The 15,811-nt window shown below is 67.9% G+C and carries 14 protein-coding genes and 1 tRNA gene; 14 read left to right on the top strand and 1 reads right to left on the bottom strand.

The genetic code is table 11. From position 1 onward, the window contains the following. The 7 genes from ilvD to serA form a co-directional block, all read left to right on the top strand. Positions 1-1,455, top strand: a 1,455-nt coding sequence (gene ilvD, locus QZV81_RS00475; RefSeq protein ID WP_292830852.1) for a dihydroxy-acid dehydratase, incomplete at its 5' end; no start/stop codon positions are given. Between the two features lie 41 nt (positions 1,456-1,496). After that, entirely contained in the window at positions 1,497-3,296 is a 1,800-nt protein-coding gene (locus QZV81_RS00470; protein WP_292830849.1) for an acetolactate synthase large subunit, read from the top strand. Position 3,297: 1 nt separating this feature from the next. Next, positions 3,298-3,807, top strand: coding sequence for an acetolactate synthase small subunit (ilvN, locus tag QZV81_RS00465; protein WP_292830846.1), 510 nt, complete (start codon positions 3,298-3,300; stop codon positions 3,805-3,807). A 42-nt stretch (positions 3,808-3,849) separates the two neighbouring features. Continuing rightward, positions 3,850-4,875 carry a ketol-acid reductoisomerase gene (ilvC, locus tag QZV81_RS00460; RefSeq protein ID WP_292830843.1) on the top strand — a complete coding sequence of 342 codons (1,026 nt, stop codon included), beginning with the start codon at positions 3,850-3,852 and terminating at the stop codon, positions 4,873-4,875. Between the two features lie 208 nt (positions 4,876-5,083). Further along, complete coding sequence (locus QZV81_RS00455; RefSeq protein WP_292830840.1) at positions 5,084-5,563, top strand: DNA polymerase III subunit gamma/tau; 480 nt, start codon at positions 5,084-5,086, stop codon at positions 5,561-5,563. Further along, a complete protein-coding gene (locus QZV81_RS00450; protein ID WP_292830837.1) occupies positions 5,563-5,907 on the top strand; it encodes a bacitracin resistance protein in 345 nt (114 codons plus the stop codon). Before QZV81_RS00455 ends, QZV81_RS00450 begins: the two co-directional genes overlap by 1 nt. Positions 5,908-6,021: 114 nt before the next feature. Further along, complete coding sequence (serA, locus tag QZV81_RS00445; protein WP_292830834.1) at positions 6,022-7,626, top strand: phosphoglycerate dehydrogenase; 1,605 nt, start codon at positions 6,022-6,024, stop codon at positions 7,624-7,626. A 13-nt stretch (positions 7,627-7,639) separates the two neighbouring features. On the opposite strand, the gene QZV81_RS00440 is transcribed toward serA, so the two are convergent. Next, on the bottom strand, positions 7,640-8,182 hold the full coding sequence (locus QZV81_RS00440) for a TetR/AcrR family transcriptional regulator (protein WP_292830831.1): 543 nt from the start codon (positions 8,180-8,182) through the stop codon (positions 7,640-7,642). Positions 8,183-8,247: 65 nt separating this feature from the next. Between QZV81_RS00440 and QZV81_RS00435 the strand changes: the two genes are divergently transcribed. The 7 genes from QZV81_RS00435 (at position 8,248) to QZV81_RS00405 (ending at position 15,810) form a co-directional block, all read left to right on the top strand. Then, positions 8,248-9,795, top strand: coding sequence for an MFS transporter (locus QZV81_RS00435; protein ID WP_292830828.1), 1,548 nt, complete (start codon positions 8,248-8,250; stop codon positions 9,793-9,795). A gap of 32 nt (positions 9,796-9,827) precedes the next feature. Beyond that, positions 9,828-10,877: a 3-isopropylmalate dehydrogenase gene (locus tag QZV81_RS00430; protein ID WP_292830824.1), complete on the top strand. Its 1,050-nt coding sequence runs from the start codon at positions 9,828-9,830 to the stop codon at positions 10,875-10,877. 41 nt (positions 10,878-10,918) lie between these two features. Then, the gene (locus tag QZV81_RS00425) at positions 10,919-12,028 is read left to right on the top strand and encodes a branched-chain amino acid aminotransferase (RefSeq protein ID WP_292830822.1); all 1,110 of its coding nucleotides are present in this window, start codon (positions 10,919-10,921) and stop codon (positions 12,026-12,028) included. After that, positions 12,025-12,792 carry a fumarylacetoacetate hydrolase family protein gene (locus QZV81_RS00420; RefSeq protein ID WP_292830820.1) on the top strand — a complete coding sequence of 256 codons (768 nt, stop codon included), beginning with the start codon at positions 12,025-12,027 and terminating at the stop codon, positions 12,790-12,792. The genes QZV81_RS00425 and QZV81_RS00420 overlap by 4 nt, the downstream gene beginning before the upstream one ends. A 4-nt stretch (positions 12,793-12,796) precedes the next feature. Further along, positions 12,797-14,038, top strand: a complete 1,242-nt coding sequence (locus tag QZV81_RS00415; protein WP_292830818.1) for an MFS transporter — start codon at positions 12,797-12,799, stop codon at positions 14,036-14,038. Between the two features lie 113 nt (positions 14,039-14,151). Next, entirely contained in the window at positions 14,152-15,666 is a 1,515-nt protein-coding gene (gene gltX / locus QZV81_RS00410; protein WP_292830816.1) for a glutamate--tRNA ligase, read from the top strand. A gap of 72 nt (positions 15,667-15,738) precedes the next feature. Beyond that, a tRNA-Gln gene (locus QZV81_RS00405) sits at positions 15,739-15,810 on the top strand. Position 15,811: the final 1 nt, after the last annotated feature.

Genomic DNA, 15,811 nt, shown 5'->3' with positions numbered 1-15,811 from the left:
ATCTCGGTCTCCGACGGCATCTCGATGGGCCACGAGGGCATGCACTTCTCCCTCGTGAGCCGCGAGGTCATCGCGGACTCCGTGGAGACCGTCGTGATGGCCGAGCGCCTCGACGGCACCGTCCTCCTGGCCGGCTGTGACAAGTCGCTGCCGGGCATGCTGATGGCCGCAGCGCGGCTCGACCTCGCCAGCGTCTTCCTCTACGCCGGCTCGATCGCACCCGGCTGGGTGAAGCTGTCCGACGGCACGGAGAAGGAAGTCACCATCATCGACTCCTTCGAAGCCGTCGGGGCCTGCAAGGCCGGCACGATGAGCGAAGAGGATCTGCGGCGCATCGAGTGCGCGATCGCGCCCGGCGAAGGCGCGTGCGGTGGCATGTACACGGCCAACACGATGGCATCCGTCGCCGAGGCGCTCGGAATGAGTCTGCCCGGGTCCGCCTCCCCGCCGTCCGCCGACCGCCGCCGCGACTATTTCGCACACCGCTCCGGCGAAGCCGTCGTGGGCATGCTCCGCCGGGGGATCACGGCGCGAGACATCATGACCAAGAAGGCCTTCGAGAACGCCATCACCGTGGCGATGGCGCTCGGCGGCTCGACGAACGTGGTCCTCCACCTCCTGGCGATCGCGCGCGAGGCAGAGGTCGAGCTCACCCTCGACGATTTCAACCGCATCGGCGACAAAGTGCCGCACCTGGCGGACATGAAGCCCTTCGGCCGCTTCGTCATGGCCGACGTCGATCGGCACGGCGGCATCCCGGTGCTCATGAAGGCGCTGCTGGATGCCGGGCTGATCCACGGTGACGCGCTCACTGTGACCGGCAAGACCGTCGCCGAGAACCTCGCCGCGCTGAACCCGGATCCCCTGGACGGCACCGTCATCCGCAGTCTGGATGACCCCATCCACGCGACGGGAGGAATCACGATCCTCAAGGGCTCGTTCGCGCCCGACGGCGCCGTCGTGAAGACGGCCGGCTTCGACGCCTCGGTGTTCGAAGGGCCGGCGAGGGTCTTCGAGCGTGAGCGCGCCGCGATGGACGCGCTGACCCGCGGCGAGATCGTCCCCGGCGACGTCATCGTCATCCGCTACGAGGGGCCCAAGGGCGGTCCCGGCATGCGCGAGATGCTGGCGATCACCGCCGCGATCAAGGGTGCGGGGCTCGGAAAAGATGTACTACTGTTGACGGACGGGCGATTCTCAGGCGGCACAACCGGCCTGTGTATCGGCCACATAGCACCCGAAGCGGTGGACGCTGGTCCCATCGCCTTCGTGCGCGATGGTGATCTGATACGGGTCGATATCGCGGCTCGTTCTCTCGACCTACTCATCGACGAGGCAGAGCTGAACTCCCGTCAGGACGGCTGGGAGCCACTTCCCCCGCGCTATACCCGTGGCGTCCTCGCGAAATACTCGAAGCTCGTGCGCTCCGCCGCGGAGGGCGCGACGACGGGTTGAGCCTGCGCCGTCCCGACACACCAACCTCAGAGGTCACCTTCATGTCCTTCGACACTGCGGCCGTTCCACGCCCGCCCGCCCGAAGCGGTTCTGCCCCGATCTTGACCGGAGCGCAAGCCGTCGTCCGATCCCTCGAGCTGCTGGGGGTGACCGACGTCTTCGGTCTGCCGGGCGGCGCGATCCTGCCTGTCTATGACCCGCTCATGGACTCCACCGAGGTGCGTCACATCCTCGTGCGCCATGAGCAGGGCGCCGGGCATGCCGCCGAGGGCTACGCCTCGGCATCGGGCCGCACCGGCGTGGCGATCGCGACGAGCGGCCCCGGCGCGACCAACCTCGTCACTGCGATCGCCGACGCGTACATGGACTCCGTGCCGATCGTGTGCATCACCGGGCAGGTCTTTTCGACCCTGATGGGAACCGACGCGTTCCAGGAGGCCGACATCGTCGGCATCACCATGCCGATCACGAAGCACTCCTTCCTGGTGAAGGACGCTGCCGAGATCCCCGGGGCGATCGCCGCCGCTTTCGAGATCGCCTCGACGGGTCGCACCGGGCCGGTCCTGGTCGATGTGACCAAGGATGCACAGCAGGCTGAGGTGCCCTTCATCTGGCCGCCGAAGATCGATCTGCCCGGCTATCGTCCCGTCACGAAAGCTCACGGCAAACAGATCCAGGCTGCTGCCCAGCTGCTCGCGACCGCGCGCAGACCCGTCCTCTATGTCGGCGGCGGGGTGATTCGCGCCCGCGCCTCCGCAGAATTGCTGCGCCTGGCCGAGACCACGGGGGCGCCGGTCGTCACGACCTTGATGGCCCGCGGCGCCTTCCCGGATTCCCACCCGCAGCAGCTCGGCATGCCGGGGATGCACGGCACCGTCCCCGCGGTGCTCGCCTTGCAGGAAGCCGACCTGATCGTCGCGCTCGGTGCCCGGTTCGATGACCGCGTGACCGGGAATGCGACGCTCTTCGCACCGAAGGCGCAGGTCGTGCACGTCGACATCGACCCGGCCGAGATCTCGAAGATCCGCACGGCGGACGTCCCGATCGTGGGTGACCTGCGCGAAGTGCTCGTCGATCTCGATGCCGCCTACGCGGGCGCGACCGAGGGTGGTTCGGCGGACACGACCGAGTGGTGGTCATACCTCGATGGGCTCCGTGACGAATTCCCGCTCGGCTACACCCAGCCCACTGACGGACTCATGTCGCCGCAGTACGTCATCTCGCGCATCGGCGAGCTGACCGGCCCCGAGGCCGTCTACGCCGCCGGCGTCGGACAGCACCAGATGTGGGCGGCCCAGTTCATCAAGTACGAGCGCCCGAATGCGTGGCTCAACTCCGGCGGTGCCGGCACGATGGGCTACTCGGTGCCGGCGGCGATGGGCGCGAAAGTCGCCGAGCCCGATCGCACGGTGTGGGCGATCGACGGCGACGGCTGCTTCCAGATGACCAATCAGGAACTCGCGACCTGCGTGATCAACAACATCCCGATCAAGGTCGCGATCATCAACAACTCCAGTCTCGGCATGGTCCGGCAGTGGCAGACGCTGTTCTACGACGGTCGCTACTCGAACACGAACCTCGGTGCGGGAGACGGCACCGTCCGCGTTCCCGACTTCGTCAAGCTCGCCGAGGCCTACGGCTGCCTCGGTTTGCGTGTGGAGAAGGAAGAGGACGTCGATGCCGCGATCCAGCTCGCCCTGGCCACGAACGACAGGCCCGTCGTGATCGATTTCATCGTGAGCGCCGATGCCATGGTGTGGCCGATGGTGCCGCAGGGCGTCAGCAACAGCTACGTCCAGTACGCCCGCGATCACGCGCCGAGCTTCGACCAGGAGGGCTGAGATGTCCACGCACGTGCTGAGTCTTCTCGTCGAGGACAAGCCCGGTCTGCTGACTCGTGTAGCGGGACTGTTCGCCCGCCGCGGCTTCAACATCAACTCTCTTGCCGTCGGGGTGACCGAGGTGCCGGGACTTTCCCGCATCACGGTCGTCGTCGACGTCGAGTTGCTTCCGCTCGAGCAGGTGACCAAGCAGCTGAACAAGCTCGTCAACGTCATCAAGATCGTCGAGCTCGAATCGGCGGCATCCGTCCAGCGCGAGCACATGCTCGTCAAGGTGCGCGCCGACAACCAGACTCGCTCCAATGTCATCGAGGTCGTCAACCTCTTCCGCGCCTCCGTCGTCGACTACTCCACTGAAGCCCTGGTGGTCGAGGTCACCGGCGATCGCGGCAAGGTCGACGCACTGCTGCATGCCCTTGAGCCATTCGGCATCAAGGAAATCGCTCAGTCCGGCATGGTCGCCATCGGCCGCGGCGGAAAATCCATCACCGAGCGGGTCCTGCGCGGCTGATCCGCGTTCCGATCAACCACTAGCAAGGAGAAAGCACACACCATGGCTGAGATCTTCTACGATGCCGACGCCGACCTGTCCGTCATTCAGGGCAAGAAGGTCGCGATCGTCGGTTACGGCTCGCAGGGCCACGCCCACGCGCAGAACCTGCGCGACTCGGGCGTCGAGGTGGTCATCGCGCTGAAAGACGGCTCGAAGACGATCGCGAAGGCCGAGGAGGACGGCTTCGAGGTCAAGAGCGTGGCGGATGCCGCCGAGTGGGCCGACCTGATCATGGTCCTCGCTCCCGATCAGCACCAGCGCTCGATCTTCAGCGAGTCGATCAAGGACAAGCTGACGGCCGGCAAGACACTCGCGTTCGCGCACGGCTTCAACATTCGGTTCGGCTACATCGACACGCCCGAGGGCGTCGATGTGATCCTCGTGGCGCCGAAGGCACCGGGCCACACGGTGCGCCGCGAGTTCGTCGCAGGCCGCGGCATCCCCGACATCATCGCGGTGGAGAAGGACGCGTCCGGCACGGCCTGGCAGACCGCGCTCTCGTACGCGAAGGCGATCGGCGGCACGCGTGCGGGCGTCATCAAGACGACCTTCACGGAAGAGACCGAAACCGATTTGTTCGGCGAGCAGGCCGTGCTGTGCGGTGGTGTCTCGCAACTCGTCCAGTACGGTTTCGAGACGTTGACCGAGGCCGGCTACCAGCCGCAGATCGCCTACTTCGAGGTGCTGCACGAACTCAAGCTCATCGTCGACCTGATGTGGGAGGGCGGCATCGCGAAGCAGCGCTGGTCGGTCTCTGACACCGCGGAATACGGCGACTACGTCTCGGGTCCGCGTGTGATCGACCCGCACGTCAAGGAGAACATGAAGGCCGTTCTCGGCGACATCCAGTCCGGTGCGTTCGCTGAGCGCTTCATCGCCGACCAGGACAACGGCGCCGTCGAGTTCCTCGAGTTGCGCGAGAAGGCCGCCGCGCACCCCATCGAGGCCGTCGGACGCGACCTGCGGGCACTGTTCGCGTGGACGCAGCAGGACGAGGGATACACGGAGGGCAGCGCCGCGCGCTGACCCACAGGCTCTCGGCATACACGCCGAGCAGGTCGCTCATCGAGTGCCGCCACCGGCGGTGTACCGAGATGATCGCCACACGAGGCCCGGTCCCTTACAAGGGGGCCGGGCTCTCGGCATCCGCCCACGATCGCCGGCGCACGATGGAGCTTTCGGTCAGGATCCTCGAGGCGGTCGATTCCGCCGTCATGGCGAGTACGCTGAAGCCGTGAGCAGCGGACGCGACGAAGACTCCCTGACCTGGGACGGAGATGACGACCCGACCCTTGATGCCGGCGCGGCCGCGCCGGCGCTTCCGGACGGGTTCACCGCCGTGGGTCGGGGGAGTGGCGAGGTAGGCCACATCGCCGAGGACGGCACGATCTCGCCGGCCGGCGCGCCGGCTCCACTGGGCAACGCACTCTTGGTGGCGTTCGGCGTCATCGGCGGCGTCTATGCGCTCTACGTCGTCGGCTGGATCGTCGGCGGATTGCGCCTTCAGGGCACGGCGAACTTCCTGGTGAGCCCGGTCGGCTACGGCGCCTCGCTCTGGCTCGCCGCCGCGGCACCGGTGCTGTGGTTCGCCACGGCCTATATCGTGACGCGGGCCTCCAAGTCCTGGGTGCGCATAGCCTGGCTCGTCGCCGGTCTTGCGCTGCTGGTGCCGTGGCCCTTCATTCTGGTCGGCGCGCTCGGGACGGTGGCGTGATGGGCGCCGAGCGTGCCGTGCGACGCCGCACGCTGCCGACCTGGGTCCTGGTGGGGGTCTCGACCTTCTTCGGGCTCTTCTACGCCTACGCGGTGTGGAATGCGATCGGCTTCCTGGCCACGCAGGCGTCCGGACCACTGGGACTCAACGCCTATGGCTGGTTCGTGCTGCTGCTCGCGGTCCTGTTCCCGCTTGCCGCTTTCGGAGTCGCGTTCGCGCTCGGATCCCGCCGCTCCTGGTGGGAGCTCGCCCTCGTGCTTCTCGCGGGGCTGGGGCTCGTCGCGGTGTTCTGGCTCAACGTCGTCGCCTACAGCGCCGTGTACGGCGCTTCCCTCCTGGGCTGACCGCGCCACCCGGTCGGTAGGCTCTCGCCGACCCGGATAAGCTGGGACACGCTGTGGCCGCAGATCGTGCGGCTCCCGGCATCCCCACCCCCGCGTCTCAAAGGTCTGCCCGTCGTGTCCAAGCCTGTCGTCCTCATCGCCGAAGAACTCTCACCCGCCACGATCGACGCACTGGGCCCGGATTTCGATGTCCGCCACGTCAACGGTGCCGATCGGGACGCTCTGCTCCCGGCGTTGGCCGATGCCCACGCGGTGCTCATCCGCTCCGCGACGAAGATGGATGCCGAAGCCATCGCGGTCGCGCCCGCTCTGAAAGTCATCGCCCGGGCTGGCGTGGGCCTCGACAACGTCGACATCAAGTCGGCCACGACAGCCGGCGTCATGGTGGTCAACGCACCCACCTCGAACATCATCTCCGCAGCCGAGCTCACGGTCGGTCACATCCTGAGCCTCGCCCGGCACATTCCCGCCGCGCATGCATCGCTTGCCGGCGGCGCGTGGAAACGCAGCTCCTTCACCGGCACCGAGCTGTTCGAGAAGACCGTCGGCATCATCGGTCTCGGGCGCATCGGCGCTCTCATAGCGGCGCGACTGCAGGCCTTCGGCGTCTCGGTCGTCGCCTACGACCCCTACGTGACTCCGACGCGCGCGCAGCAGCTCGGCGTTGCGCTCCTCGGCCTCGACGAGCTTCTCGCCGAGAGCGACTTCGTCACGATCCACATGCCGAAGACACCGGAGACGACGGGCATGATCTCGGCCGCGCAGTTCGCCCTGATGAAGCCGACCGCGTACGTCGTCAATGTCGCCCGGGGTGGACTCATCGATGAGCAGGCTCTCTATGCGGCGCTCACGACGGGTGAGATCGCCGGCGCCGGCCTCGACGTGTTCACGAGCGAGCCGCCGAAGGAAGGCGATACTGCGCATCCGCTGCTCAGCCTGCCCAATGTGATCGTCACACCGCACCTGGGAGCGTCGACGGACGAAGCGCAGGAGAAGGCCGGGGTCTCGGTCGCCCGCTCGGTCAAGCTCGCACTCGAGGGCGATCTCGTGCCCGATGCCGTCAATGTCGCCGGTGGAGTCATCGACCCGTTCGTGCGTCCAGGCATCGCGCTGGTCGAGCAGCTGGGGCAGGTCTTCGCCGGGCTCGCGCCCGCCGCGCTCACGAACCTCGACATCGAAGTGCGTGGTGAGCTCGCGAACTACGATGTCAGCGTCTATCGGCTGGCGGCACTCAAGGGCATCTTCACGAACATCGTCAGCGAGAACGTGTCCTACGTCAACGCACCCGTGTTCGCCGAGCAGCGGGGCATCGAGACCCGTCTCATCGTCGAAGTCGACAGTCCGCTCTACCGCAACATCACGATCCTTCGGGGCACGCTGGCTGACGGCACCGTCCTCACCGTCGCCGGCACGCTCGCCGGCACCCGGATGGTGCCCAAGATCGTGGAGATCAACGGGTACGAGATCGAGGTTCCGATCGAGCGCCACCACATCGTCATGCGCTACGCGGATCGCCCCGGCATCGTCGCGATCTACGGGCAGAAGCTCGGTGAGGCGGGCATCAACATCGCCGGACTCTTCGTCGCGCATCCGGACGCGAGCGGCCGTGCGCTGTCGGTGCTGACGGTCGATTCGCCGGTGCCCGACGGCATCCTCGACCAGATGCGCGAGGCCGTCGGTGCCGATCTGTTCCGCCAGATCGAGATCACCGAGGCCTGAGCGATGCGGCGTATCAGCGGACGGCGGACTCCACGAGGGCGACGAGGGCATCCAGGGCAGTTCCCCGGGGCACCGGCCCGGCCGCACCGGAGACGCCCAGCGCGTTGTTGAAATAGAGCCCGTCGCTCACCAGCAGCACCAGGGCGAGCGCGATCTCGTCGCGGACGTGTGGGCGCAGCGCCTGCTCCCAGCGCGAGCGCACCTGACGCAGCGCCTCCCCGGCGCCGGGGTGTCCGCCCTGGGCGAGACGGGATGCCGCGATCAGCGCGCGGTCGAGCGGATCGCCGTCCATGACCGACGTGCGCAGGAAGAACGCGACCGCTCCCTCCGGCGCCGTGGCCATGTCGTTCACATCGGCGTCGACGAGCGCGGCGAGACGTTCGAGCAGCGCCTGCTCCAGCGCGTCCTTCGAGGCGAAGTGGTAGAGCAGGCCGCCCTTGGAGACGCCGGCGGCACGGGCGGCGGCATCCATCGTCGCGGCCCGCTCGCCGTCGTCGATCAGCAGGCGCTCGAATGCGTCGAGGACGCTCTCGCGAGCGCGCGGTGGCCGGCCCATGGAATCATCCTCTCGCGGAAGGAGCGCCTGATCTGTTACTATACCGGCTGGACGGTATATAAACTATGACTCTCACTGAAGAAATCGCGATCGCCGATGCGCAGGGTTCGCGCGTCGGTCGGCGCGGCTGGGCCGCGCTGGTCGTGCTCATGCTCCCCGTGCTCCTCGTGTCGGTCGACAACACGGTGCTCAGCTTCGCGCTGCCCGACATCGCGTTCGACCTGAACCCCTCGAGCGCCGAGCAGCTGTGGATCATCGACGCCTATCCGTTGGTGCTGGCCGGTCTGCTGGTGACGATGGGGACGCTCGGCGACCGCTTCGGGCGGCGACGGATGCTGCTGATCGGCGCGACCGGGTTCGCGACCGTATCGGTGCTCGCTGCCTTCGCGCCATCGGCGGCCTGGCTCATCGGCGCGCGCGCCGCAATGGGCGTGTTCGGCGCCATGCTCATGCCCTCGACGCTGTCCCTCCTGCGGTCGATCTTCACCGACCGTGACCAGCGGCGCCTCGCGATCGCCGTGTGGGCCGCGATGTTCTCGGCCGGTGCGGCCCTCGGGCCGATCGTCGGCGGCATCCTGCTCGAGCACTTCACGTGGGGATCGGTCTTCCTGCTGTCGGTTCCGGTGCTCGTGCCGCTGCTGGTCCTCGTGCCGATCCTCGTGCCCGAGAGTCGCGACCCCCACCCCGGCGCGATCGACCCGGTGAGCATCGCGCTGTCCATGGCGACCATGGTCCCCGTCGTCGCAGCCATCAAGGAGATCGCCGTGCACGGAATCGGGTGGCTCCCGGCGCTTCTCACGGTCGCCGGCATCACCTTCGGGGTGATCTTCGTGCGCCGGCAACTGGCCGCCACTCGCCCCATGCTCGACATGCGCCTCTTCTCGCGCGGCACTTTCAGCGGTGCGCTCCTCGTGAACCTGCTGAGCGTCATTGCTCTCGTCGGCTTCCTCTACTTCGTCGCCCAGCACCTGCAGCTGGTCGTCGGCCTCTCACCGATGGATGCCGGCTTCGCGCTGGTTCCCGGAATGCTCGCGATGATCGTCTCGGGTCTGCTGATCGTTCCGATCTCGCGCCGCGTCTCGGCGCGGATCGTCGTGCCGGTCGCTCTGGCGTTCTCCGTGGCGGCGTACCTGCTCGTCCCCGGCGCCGTCGGTGGGGGCGCCCTTCCGCTCCTGGTCGCGGCCTTCACGCTTCTCGGCCTCGGGATCGGAGCCGCCGAAACGGTTTCGAACGATCTGATCCTGGCCAGCGCGCCGCCGGCGAAAGCCGGTGCCGCCAGCGCGGTCTCGGAGACGGCGTACGAGCTCGGCGCGGTGCTCGGCACGGCGGTGCTCGGCGGCATCCTGACCGCGGCGTACCGTTCCGGCATCGTGATCCCGGCCGGCGTTCCCGCCTACGCCGCCGACGCAGCGCGTGAGACACTCGCGGGGGCGATGGCCGTCGCCGATGGACTCGACCCCGCCACGGCAGAGGCGCTGCGCACCGCAGCTGCGCACGCGTTCGACGCGGGCGTCGGCGTCACGGCCGTGATCGGCGCCGTACTGGTCGCAATCGCGGCCGTGATCGCGGCCGCTACGCTGGGAAGGTCGCGCACCGTCGCCGTGGAGCACTGACAGCGCGGCACCCCCTGAGCAGAAGGAGTGCGATGTCGCGCGTCAAGCTGGCCATCATCCCCGGTGACGGCATCGGTCCCGAAGTGATCGCCGAGGCGGAGAAGGTCCTGGATGCTGCCACACGCGGCTCTGATGTCGCATTCGACAAGACGCGTTTCTCGCTCGGGGCCACCCGCTATCTGGAGACGGGCGAGACCCTCACCGATGACGACCTCGCCGCGATCGCGGCGCAGGACGTCATCCTCCTCGGAGCCGTCGGCGGTGTGCCGGGAGACCCGCGGCTGAAAGACGCGAACATCGAGCGAGGGCTGCTGCTGAGGCTCCGCTTCGCGCTCGATCATTACGTCAATCTCCGTCCTGCCAAGCTCTACCCGGGGGCACCCGGACCACTGGCCGAGCCGGGCGAAATCGACTTCGTCGTCGTACGCGAGGGCACGGAGGGTCCGTACGTCGGAAACGGCGGATCGATCCGCACCGGCACTCCCCACGAGGTCGCCAACGAGACGTCGGTCAACACGGCCTATGGGATCGAGCGCGTCGTGCGATACGCCTTCGCGCACGCGGAGCGCCGTCGTCGCCAGGTGACGCTCGTGCACAAGACGAACGTGCTCGTCCACGCGGGCGGAATGTGGAAGCGCATCGTGGATGCCGTGGCCGCAGAGCACCCGGGGGTGACCGTAGACTATCTCCACATCGATGCGGCGACGATCCACCTGGTCACGAACCCGGGCCGCTTCGACGTGATCGTCACCGACAACCTCTTCGGCGACATTCTCACTGACCTGGCCGGCGCCGTCACCGGTGGCATCGGTCTCGCCGCATCGGGGAACATCAATCCCGACGGCGCGTTTCCCTCGATGTTCGAGCCCGTGCACGGCTCGGCTCCGGACATCGCCGGGCACCAGAAAGCCGACCCCACGGCGGCAATCCTGTCCATCGCCCTCATGCTCGATCACCTCGGTTTGACGGGCGAGGCCGCGCGCGTCACCCGCGCCGTTGAACAGGACATCGCCGGGCGAGACGGCAAGCCCCGCACCACCGCGCAGGTCGGTGACGCGATCTCGGCACTCCTTCGGGCGTAGCCTGGACCGCATCCGACCGCCTCGACTTCTCAGGAATCCTCATGAGCCTCACCTACGACCCGGACGCTGCCCTGGCGCCTCTCGAGTTCTCCATCACGAAGAACCTCGCAGCGAGGACCCCGGCCGAGCGCGACGAGATCCTTGCGGCGCCTGCCTTCGGAACGAAATTCACCGACCACATGATCGACATCTGCTGGTCCGTGCGGGGAGGCTGGCACCGCCCCCGCGTTCAGCCCTACGGCCCATTGTCGCTCGACCCTGCTGCGGCCGTGCTCCACTACGGTCAGGAAATCTTCGAGGGGATCAAGGCGTATCGGCATGCCGACGGCTCGATCCACACGTTCCGTCCGCACCAGAACGGTCTGCGCCTGCAGCGCTCCGCCCGGCGCCTCGCGCTGCCCGAGCTGCCGGTCGAGTACTTCATCGAGTCGCTGAAGGCGCTCATCGCGATCGACGCGGATTGGGTGCCCTCCGGCGACGACCAGAGCCTGTACCTGCGGCCGTTCATGTTCGCAAAGGAAGCGTTCCTGGGTGTGCGCCCGGCGAACAAGGTCGGCTACTACGTCATCGCGAGCCCGGTCGGCGCCTACTTCACGGGCGGCGCGAAGCCCGTTTCGATCTGGCTGAGCGAGGAGTACGCGCGTGCCGGCAAGGGCGGCACGGGCGCGGCCAAAACGGGTGGCAACTACGCCGCAAGCCTGCTCCCACAGGCCGAGGCCTATGAGCAGGGCTGCGATCAGGTCGTCTTCCTCGACGCAGATCGCAACGTCGAAGAGCTCGGCGGCATGAACATCGTGTTCGTGTACAAGGACGGCTCGATTGTCACTCCGCAGTCCGACTCGATCCTGGAGGGCATCACCCGGGACTCGATCCTGCAGCTGGCCGCTGACCGCGGCCACTCGGTCAGCGGCCGATCCATCTCGATCGACGAGTGGCGGCGCGGCGTCGCCTCGGGCGACATCGTCGAGGTCTTCGCGTGCGGCACAGCCGCCGTCGTTGCACCGATCGGCGTGCTCAAGGGTCACGACTTCTTCGACGAGCAGCCGCTCGGGCCGCTGGCGCTGTCGCTGCGTGAAGAGCTCACCGACATCCAGTACGGGCGGCGGGAAGACCGGCACGGCTGGCTCGTGCGCCTGGACCCGGACGCGTGAGGATCGCCCGCTTCTCCCACGGCGAGGCGATCCGTTTCGGCATCGTCGACGAGGCCGAGCTGGTCGTGCTCGCCGGGGATCCGATGTTCGCCGGGTTCGAGACGACGGGTGAGCGCGTGCCGCTGAGCGAGGTGACGCTGTTGGCCCCCGTCATCCCGCGGTCGAAGATCGTCGCGGTCGGGCGCAATTATCGCGAGCACGCGGCCGAGCTCGGCAATGACGCCCCTTCCGAGCCGTTGCTGTTCCTGAAGCCGAACACCTCCGTCATCGGACCGGGCGATTCCATCGTGCGCCCGCCGCAGTCCGACCGCACCGATTTCGAGGGCGAGCTCGCGATCGTGATCGGCCGGATCACGAAGAACGTCCCGGCCGAGCGTGCGCTCGACCACGTCTTCGGCTACACGATCGCCAATGATGTGACGGCGCGCGACCTGCAGCGCAGCGACGGCCAGTGGTCGCGTGCGAAGGGCTTCGACACGTTCTGCCCGCTGGGTCCCGCCATCGAGACCGAGTTCGACCTCGACGGCGGCGCCCGCATCACGACGCGCGTCAACGGCGACGTCCGCCAGGACGGGCCCATCAGCGATATGGTCCATCCCGTGCCAGAGCTCATCGCCCACGCCTCGGCCGCGTTCACGCTCCTTCCCGGCGACGTGATCCTCACCGGCACACCCGCGGGCGTCGGACCGTTCGGGGCCGGTGACACCGTCGAGGTCGAGATCACAGGGCTCGGAATCCTACGCAATCCCGCGCGCAATGCCTGACGCCGTGTCTGGTGACCTCGACGACCTGACCCTCGCTCGAATCCGGCGCCGCACCGTCGGGGTGCTCGCGCTCGGCCAGGTTCTCGGCGGCGTCGCTTTCGGCGCCACGATCTCGCTCGGCGCGGTGCTGGCGGCCGACATTTCGGGCGACGAGGCATTCTCCGGCCTGGCGACAGCCTTCGTCACGCTCGGCACGGCAGCGGTCGCCGTGCCCCTCGCGACGCAGGCGCGTCGGCGGGGACGCCGGATAGCGCTGGCGATCGGCATGCTCATCGCCCTTCTCGGTGTCGGCGTCGTGATCGTCGCGGTCGGGATCCGGCTGTTTCCCCTGCTCCTGGCCGGGTTTGCGCTGATCGGCGCCGGGCAGGCCGCGAACCTGCAATCGCGGTTCGCCGCCGTCGACCTGGCGACCACCGCTTCGCGCGGGCGAGACCTCTCTCTCGTCGTCTGGGCGACCACGATCGGCGCCGTCCTCGGTCCGAACCTCGTCGGCCCGGGGGAGGTGCTGGGGGCGGCGCTGCGGATGCCGCCGCTCACCGGTCCGTATGTGTTCACTGTCGTCGCGCAGATCCTCGGCATCCTGCTCTACATGCTGGCCCTGCGTCCGGATCCGCTGCTGCTCGCGGCGCGGATCGCCCGGGCCGACGCGACGGGTGACGCTGGGCGGATCGCGCGGGCGGACCGACCGCGCGGCGCGAGATACGCGATCTTTGCGATCGCGGGCGCACACGGCGTCATGGTCGCCGTCATGGCGATGACGCCCGTGCACCTTCTGCACCAGGGCGCCAACCTCCAGGTCATCGGGCTGACGATCAGTCTGCACATCGCGGGGATGTACGCCCTCGCTCCGGTCTTCGGCATCCTCGCGGACCGGTTCGGGCGGATCGCGACGATCATGATCGGTCAAGCGCTGCTGACTGCCTCGCTGCTGCTGGCTGCCGCCGGCCAGCACTCCACAGTCACGGTCACGATCGCGCTGGTTCTGCTGGGTCTCGGGTGGAGTGCGTCGACGGTTGCGGGCTCCGCCCTGCTCACCGAGTCCTCGGCGGAGGATCTCCGTACCCGCCGCCAGGGACGCAGCGACCTCACCATGAGCCTGGTCGGCGGCATCGGCGCGATCGGCGCGGGGTTCGTCCTCGGCGCCATCGGCTATGGCGGACTCGCACTCGTGGCCCTCGTCATCGTCATCGCGGTGATGGTGCTCGCGCCCTATGCGCGGGCCGGGCAGGCCCCTGCCGCTGAGTGATGGTCCGCCTCGCTCGCGCGATCGACGAGAGGGCACATGCGCGCTGAGCCGCGACATCGCGTGCCGTCTCACCGTCGATGTGGCCTCTCACCGCCGCGCCTAGACTGGGCAGGATGTCTTCTGCACCCGATCCTCGCACCACGACCGCTTCCGGCTCCGATATCCGTGTGCGCTTCTGCCCGTCGCCGACCGGCCTTCCGCACGTCGGAATGATCCGCACGGCGCTGTTCAACTGGGCGTATGCACGGCACAACGGCGGCAGGATGATCTTCCGCATCGAAGACACCGACGCCGCGCGCGACAGCGAAGAGAGCTACCGGCAGCTGCTCGATGCGCTGCGCTGGCTCGAGATCGATTGGGACGAGGGCGTCGAACAGGGCGGACCGCACGCGCCGTACCGGCAGTCCGAGCGCCACGGCATCTACCGCGAGGTGCTGGACAAGCTCATCGCGAGTGGCGCCGTATATGAGTCATACTCGACCGGCGAAGAGATCGACGCGCGAAACGCGGCCGCCGGCCGGGCGAAGCAGCTCGGCTACGACAACTTCGACCGCGCGCTCACCGACGAGCAGCGAGCAGCCTTCCGCGCGGAGGGCCGTGAGCCCGCGTGGCGACTGCGAGTCCCCGACCACGACACCACGTACGTGGATCTCATCCGGGGCGAGGTCACGTTTCCGGCAGGGTCCTTCCCCGACTTCGTGCTCGTGCGCGCCGGCGGGGTGCCGCTGTACACGTTCACCAATCCGGTCGATGATGCCCTCATGGGGATCACGCACGTGCTTCGTGGTGAAGACCTCATGCCGTCCACGGCGCGCCAGCTCGCCCTCTACGCCGCCTTGATCGACGCGGGCGTGACGACCTTCGTCCCGCGCTTTGCCCACATGCCGCTCGTGCTCGGCGAAACCGGCACGAAGAAGCTTTCCAAGCGCGACCCGCAGGCCGACCTCTTTCTGCATCGCGAGCGCGGATTCATCCACGAAGGTCTGCTGAACTATCTGTCGCTGCTCGGGTGGTCGCTGAGCCATGATCGCGATGTCTTCAGCCGAGCGGAACTGATCGACGCATTCGATATCGTCGACGTCAATCCGAACCCCGCACGCTTCGACCAGAAGAAGGCCGAGTCGATCAACGGCGACCACATTCGCATGTTGGCGCCCGACGACTTCGCGGCGCGCCTGGTTCCGTATCTCGCATCGGCCGGCGTCGTGACGGAACCGCTCACGTCCCAGCAGCAGGCGACGCTGGATGCCGCCGCTCCGCTCGTGCAGGAGCGCATGCAGCTCCTGGGTGAGGCGCCGGGACTCCTGGGCTTCCTCTTCCGCGACGATGTCGTCTACGACGACGATGCGCTGAAGGCACTTCCGGCGAACGCGGGGGAGGTGCTGGTCGCGTCGGTGGACGCGCTCAACATCCTTCCCGCGCACAGCTTCACGGCGCCAGCGGTACAGGATGCCCTGACGTCGGCGCTCATCGAGGGGCTCGACCTCAAGCCGCGTGTCGCGTACGGTCCGCTGCGGGTGGCGGTGAGCGGTCGGCGCGTGTCTCCGCCGTTGTTCGAGTCGATGGAGCTCCTCGGCCGGGACGAGTCGGTCCGGCGATTGGGGCTGCTCGCCGAGCGCCTCGGCTGACGCGTCATGGTTTTGCTGGGTGGGAGCCGTGGGCTAAGCTTGACCCTCGGCACGACTTCGGTCGCCCACCCTTGGGGTATGGTGTAATTGGCAACACGGCGGTTTCTGGTTCCGTTGTTCTTGGTTCGAGTCCAGGTACCCCAGC

Origin of the sequence: Microbacterium sp., from assembly GCF_011620665.1 — a bacterium.
GTDB lineage: Bacteria > Actinomycetota > Actinomycetes > Actinomycetales > Microbacteriaceae > Microbacterium.
This window is presented reverse-complemented; position numbering and strand designations above follow the sequence as displayed.

What these genes read in the sequence shown, in the direction of transcription:
- QZV81_RS00470 (WP_292830849.1), top strand. Translation starts at nt 1,497, where the DNA reads ATGTCCTTCGACACTGCGGCCGTTCCACGCCCGCCCGCCCGAAGCGGT.
- ilvN (WP_292830846.1), top strand. Translation starts at nt 3,298, where the DNA reads ATGTCCACGCACGTGCTGAGTCTTCTCGTCGAGGACAAGCCCGGTCTG.
- ilvC (WP_292830843.1), top strand. Translation starts at nt 3,850, where the DNA reads ATGGCTGAGATCTTCTACGATGCCGACGCCGACCTGTCCGTCATTCAG.
- QZV81_RS00450 (WP_292830837.1), top strand. Translation starts at nt 5,563, where the DNA reads ATGGGCGCCGAGCGTGCCGTGCGACGCCGCACGCTGCCGACCTGGGTC.
- QZV81_RS00440 (WP_292830831.1), bottom strand. Translation starts at nt 8,182, where the DNA reads ATGGGCCGGCCACCGCGCGCTCGCGAGAGCGTCCTCGACGCATTCGAG.
- QZV81_RS00435 (WP_292830828.1), top strand. Translation starts at nt 8,248, where the DNA reads ATGACTCTCACTGAAGAAATCGCGATCGCCGATGCGCAGGGTTCGCGC.
- QZV81_RS00430 (WP_292830824.1), top strand. Translation starts at nt 9,828, where the DNA reads ATGTCGCGCGTCAAGCTGGCCATCATCCCCGGTGACGGCATCGGTCCC.
- QZV81_RS00425 (WP_292830822.1), top strand. Translation starts at nt 10,919, where the DNA reads ATGAGCCTCACCTACGACCCGGACGCTGCCCTGGCGCCTCTCGAGTTC.
- gltX (WP_292830816.1), top strand. Translation starts at nt 14,152, where the DNA reads ATGTCTTCTGCACCCGATCCTCGCACCACGACCGCTTCCGGCTCCGAT.